Here is a 4,824-nt window from a genome sequence, read left to right on the forward strand (position 1 = left end):
GACGCGCTGCGGCGGGCGGGGCTGCTGAAGGGCGAGTAGCGGCCGGGGGCGGGGTGGGTCAGACGAGGGACAGCGCGTCCGCGACCACCTCGCCCCGGTGCAGCACCGTCCGGTCCGTGCCGCGGTCCATGACCGCGGCCGTCACCGTCTCGCCCTCCAGCAGGAGCAGGTCCGCCACGGCGCCCACCGTGACGCCGGGGCGGTCCGTGGTGGAGGTCAGGCGCGCGGGGCCCGTCCGCAGGAGGGAGGCGCCGCCCGTCGTCGCGACCGCCACGCAGTGTTCGATCAGGGCGTCCTCGCGGTAGCCGTGGGTGAAGGCGAGCTGCCAGGTGCGGTCCAGCATGTCGCCGTTGCCGTACGGGGACCAGAAGTCGCGCTGACCGTCCTCACCGAGGCCCACCCGGACGCCGGCGGCGGTCAGGTCGGCGAGCGGCAGGGAGCGGTGGCGGGCCGGGGCGACCGTCGCCATGGCGATGTCCAGTTCGGCGAACTCCTCGATCAGCCGGCGCGTGGTCGCCTCGTTGACGCCGCCGAGGTCGTAGGCGTGCGAGAGGGACACCTGACCGGCCATGTCCAGGGCCCGCACCCGCTCCAGGATCAGGTCCACGCTGAACACGCCGAGTTCGCCCGGCTCGTGGAGGTGGATGTCGACCGGGGCACGGTGGCGCTCCGCGAGGTCGAACAGAATGTCGAGGTGGCGTACGGGGTCGCGGTCCAGGGTGCACGGGTCGATGCCGCCGACCACGGCGGCGCCCGAGGACAGGGCCCGGTCGATCAGTTCCGGTACGCCCTTCTCCCGGACGAGGCCGGCCTGCGGGAACGCGATGATCTCGACCTCGCAGCGGCCGGCGTGCTCCTCCCTGGCCGCCAGGACGCCCTCGAAGCGCTCCAGTCCGCAGTCCGCGTCGATCTGCGCGTAGCTGCGGACGCGGGTGGTGCCGCGCTCGATCATCCGGGCCAGGGTGTAGGTGGCCCGCCGGGCGACGTCCCACTCGTCCTCGCGCCAGTGCGCGCGGTCGTTCATCACCATGCCCCAGACGCCGGGCTGCCCGGTGTGCGGGCGGAAGGGCAGGCCCATCCTCGTGGAGTCGAGGTGGCAGTGGACGTCCGAGAAGGACGGCAGGGCGAGCCTGCCCCGGCCGGCCACGGTGTCGCCGGTGGTGGCGCGGGCCGGGTCGTGCGGGGTGATCGCGGTGATCACCCCGTCCTCGACGGTGAGGTCGCTGGGCGGCCCGCCCCAGGGGCGTACGTCGGTGATCAGCATGCGGCGGGTCTCCTGACGGGTGAGTGCGTGGTGGGTGGTCGGGGGGGGGCCGTGCGGCGGCTACCCGGGTGGGAGGACGCCGGCCAGGGCGGTCAGCGAGGGCTCGCGTCCGCGCTCGATGTGGGCGTGGGCGAGGGCCCCGGCGAGTTCCGCTCTGCCGGCGTGGATGGCGGCGCAGATCTCCCGGTGTTCGGCGCACTGGACGTGCGGGTCGCGGCCCCCGGTGAGGGTGAACAGCCACTGGACCAGGCCGAGCGAGGGGTGCAGCGCGTCCCGCAGCAGCCGGTTGCCGGTCATCGCGACGATCTCCGCGTGCAGCGCGGTGTTGGCCGCCGGGATCTGTGCGGCGTCGCCCCGCCGGGTGGCGTCCTGCGCCGCCTCCATCAGGGTCCGCAGGCGTTCCCCGTCCGCCCCGGCGGCGCACGCCTCGGCGGCCCGGCGGGCGGCGAACACCTCCAGGCTGAGGCGGAGGTCGAAGAGTTCGGCGACGTCCCGCAGCGACAGGTCGCGTACGGAGGCGCCCCGGCGCGGCTCCATGACGACCAGGCCCTCGCCGGTCAGCCGGGTGAGGGCCTCGCGGACCGGGATGCGGGAGAAGCCCAGGGCCTCGGAGAGGTCGCGTTCGCGCAGCCGGGAGCCCGGCGGGTACGCACCGGACAGGATGCCCGCGCGGATCGTCCGCTCGGCACGGTCGGCGTGCGAGGCGCCGGGGTCGTCGCTCGCTGGAGTCGTCACCAGGCGACCGTACCACTTGGTATACCAGGCGGCACGGTCGCATCGATGACTTCTGGAATAACCCGGCGTAAGCCGCTTCGATTCGGCTTTTGGTATGCCAGGCGGGTCAGACTTCCGTGATGCGGCCTTCCGCCACCTCGATCCGGCGCGTCGTGCGGACCGCCTCCAGCATCCGGCGGTCGTGCGTCACCAGGAGCAGGGTGCCGGTGTACGAGTCGAGCGCCGACTCCAGCTGCTCGATCGCGGGCAGGTCCAGGTGGTTCGTCGGCTCGTCCAGCACCAGCAGATTGACGCCCCGGCCCTGGAGGAGGGCGAGCGCCGCGCGGGTCCGCTCCCCCGGCGAGAGCGTGGTCGCCGGGCGCATCACATGGTCGGCGCGCAGCCCGAACTTGGCGAGCAGGGTGCGTACGTCGGCGGGCTCCGTCTCCGGCACCGCCGCACAGAACGCCTCCAGCAGGCTCTCCGAGCCGTGGAACAGCTTCCGCGCCTGGTCCACCTCGCCGACGACCACGCCGGAGCCCAGGCTCGCGTGTCCCGAGTCCAGCGGGAGGCGGCCGAGGAGCGCGGCCAGCAGGGTGGACTTGCCGGAGCCGTTGGCGCCCGTGATGGCGACCCGGTCCGCCCAGTCGATCTGCAGCGAGGCGGGACCGAAGGTGAAGTCGCCGCGCACCAGGCGGGCTTCGCGCAGGGTGGCGACGACCGACCCGGAGCGGGGCGCGGAGGCGATCTCCATGCGCAGCTCCCACTCCTTGCGCGGCTCGTCCACCACGTCGAGCCGTTCGATCATGCGCTGGGTCTGCCGGGCCTTTGCGGCCTGCTTCTCGCTGGACTCGCTGCGGAACTTGCGGCCGATCTTGTCGGAGTCGGTGGCCTTGCGGCGGGCGTTCTTGACGCCCTTGTCCATCCAGGAGCGCTGCATCAGGGCGCGGCTCTCCAGCGCCGAGCGCTTGTCGGCGTACTCCTCGTACTCCTCGCGGGCGTGCCGGCGGGCGCGTTCGCGCTCCTCCAGGTACGCCGCGTAGCCGCCGCCGTAGAGGTTGATCTGCTGCTGGGCCAGGTCGAGTTCGAGGACCTTGGTCACCGTGCGCATGAGGAACTCGCGGTCGTGGCTGATGAGGACGGTGCCGGCCCGCAGCCCGGAGACGTACTTCTCCAGCCGTTCGAGGCCGTCCAGGTCCAGGTCGTTGGTGGGCTCGTCCAGCAGGAAGACGTCGTAGCGCGACAGCAGCAGCGAGGCGAGTCCGGCGCGGGCCGCCTGGCCGCCGGAGAGGGCGGTCATCGGCAGGTCGAGGCCGACGGTGAGGCCGAGTTCGCCGGCGGTCTCCTCGGCCCGCTCGTCCAGGTCCGCGCCGCCGAGGGAGAGCCAGCGCTCCAGGGACTCGGAGTAGGCGTCGTCCGCGCCGGGCGCGCCGTCCACCAGGGCCTGCGTGGCCGCGTCCATCGCGGCCTGCGCGTCGGCGACCCCGGTGCGGCGGGCCAGGAACTCCCGTACGGTCTCGCCGGGACGCCGCTCCGGTTCCTGCGGCAGATGGCCGACCGTGGCGGTGGGCGGGGAGAGCCGCAGCTCGCCCTCCTCCGGCTGGTCGAGCCCGGCGAGCAGCCGCAGGAGCGACGATTTACCGGCGCCGTTGACTCCGACGAGACCGATCACGTCCCCGGGGGCGACGACGAGGTCGAGCCCGGCGAAGAGCGTGCGGTCGCCGTGTCCGGCGGCGAGGTCCTTGGCGACGAGGGTGGCAGTCATCAGGGTGCCGATCCTAGTCGGCGCGGTCCGGGGGACGGCGGGCGGAGCGCTCAGGGCCGGTCCGGTGGACCAGGGTCGGGTGGGCCCCCGGCCGTGATCCGCCGGACAGGCCCTAGAGTCCCGCCAGGAAGAACGGGTCGGGCAGCGGGAGGCGGGCAGCCGTGGCGGACGTGGTCGTGGTGGGGGGCGGGGTCAGCGGGCTGACCACCGCGCTGGTGCTGGCCGAGCGGGGGCACCGGGTGCGGGTGTGGTCCCGGGAACCGGCCGACGGGACGACGTCCGCGGTGGCGGGCGCCCTGTGGTGGCCGTACCGGATCGAGCCGCTGGACCGGGTCGGCGACTGGTCGCTGACCACGCTGCGGCGGTACGAGGAGCTGGCGGCGCGCCCGGAGGAGACCGGCGTACGGCTGGTGGACGGGCTGCACCGCGGGGAGCGCCTGTCCGGGCTGGGGCCGTGGGCGCGGGAGCTGACGGACGCGGTGGAGAGCGCCGAGGGGCTGCGGTGCCGGCTGCCGCTCATCGACATGCCGGTGCACCTGGCGTGGCTGGAGGGGCGGGTGCGGGCGGCCGGGGGCGCGGTGGAGCGGCGCGCGGTGACCTCGTTCGGGGAGGCTGCGGCGGAGGCGGACACGGTGGTCAACTGCGCCGGGCTCGGTGCCCGCGAGCTGGTCCCGGACGCGGGGATGCGGCCGGTGCGCGGGCAGTTGGTGCTCGTGGAGAACCCGGGGATACGGGAGTGGTTCACCGAGGCCGATCCGGCGTCGAGCGAGACCACGTACTTCTTCCCGCAGCCCGGCCGGCTGGTGCTCGGCGGCACGGCGGCCACCGACGACTGGTCCGCGGAGCCCGACCCCCGTACGGCGCAGGACATCGTGGCCCGCTGCGCGCGGGTGCGCCCGGAGATCGCGCGGGCGCGGGTGCTCGGCCACCGGGTGGGGCTGCGCCCGGCTCGCGACGCGGGGGTGCGCATCGAGGCGGAGGCGCTGCCGGGGGGCGCCCGCCTGGTCCACAACTACGGCCACGGCGGGGCGGGCGTCACGGTGGCGCTGGGCTGCGCGCTGGAGGCGGCGGCGCTGGGGGG

At 74.6% G+C, this 4,824-nt stretch carries 4 protein-coding genes; 1 reads left to right on the forward strand and 3 read right to left on the reverse strand.

All coding sequences use genetic code 11. From position 1 onward, the window contains the following. Window positions 1-58 precede the first annotated feature (58 nt). The 3 genes from MHW47_RS31980 to MHW47_RS31990 form a co-directional block, all read right to left on the reverse strand. Window positions 59-1,264 carry an amidohydrolase family protein gene (locus MHW47_RS31980; protein WP_239227357.1) on the reverse strand — a complete coding sequence of 402 codons (1,206 nt, stop codon included), beginning with the start codon at window positions 1,262-1,264 and terminating at the stop codon, window positions 59-61. 60 nt (window positions 1,265-1,324) lie between these two features. Then, the gene (locus MHW47_RS31985) at window positions 1,325-2,002 is read right to left on the reverse strand and encodes a GntR family transcriptional regulator (RefSeq protein ID WP_275449876.1); all 678 of its coding nucleotides are present in this window, start codon (window positions 2,000-2,002) and stop codon (window positions 1,325-1,327) included. Between the two features lie 103 nt (window positions 2,003-2,105). Next, window positions 2,106-3,743, reverse strand: a complete 1,638-nt coding sequence (locus MHW47_RS31990) for an ABC-F family ATP-binding cassette domain-containing protein (RefSeq protein ID WP_239227359.1) — start codon at window positions 3,741-3,743, stop codon at window positions 2,106-2,108. Window positions 3,744-3,904: 161 nt separating this feature from the next. Between MHW47_RS31990 and MHW47_RS31995 the strand changes: the two genes are divergently transcribed. Beyond that, window positions 3,905-4,824 (forward strand): FAD-dependent oxidoreductase (locus MHW47_RS31995; RefSeq protein ID WP_239227360.1); only part of this gene is annotated, 920 nt, incomplete at its 3' end.

The sequence above is a fragment of the Streptomyces sp. OfavH-34-F genome (assembly GCF_022347745.1).
In the GTDB taxonomy this organism is placed as follows: domain Bacteria; phylum Actinomycetota; class Actinomycetes; order Streptomycetales; family Streptomycetaceae; genus Streptomyces.

Bases quoted from the DNA above. Each gene is read 5' to 3' on its own strand.
- MHW47_RS31980 (WP_239227357.1), bottom strand. From the start codon at position 1,264: ATGCTGATCACCGACGTACGCCCCTGGGGCGGGCCGCCCAGCGACCTC.
- MHW47_RS31990 (WP_239227359.1), bottom strand. From the start codon at position 3,743: ATGACTGCCACCCTCGTCGCCAAGGACCTCGCCGCCGGACACGGCGAC.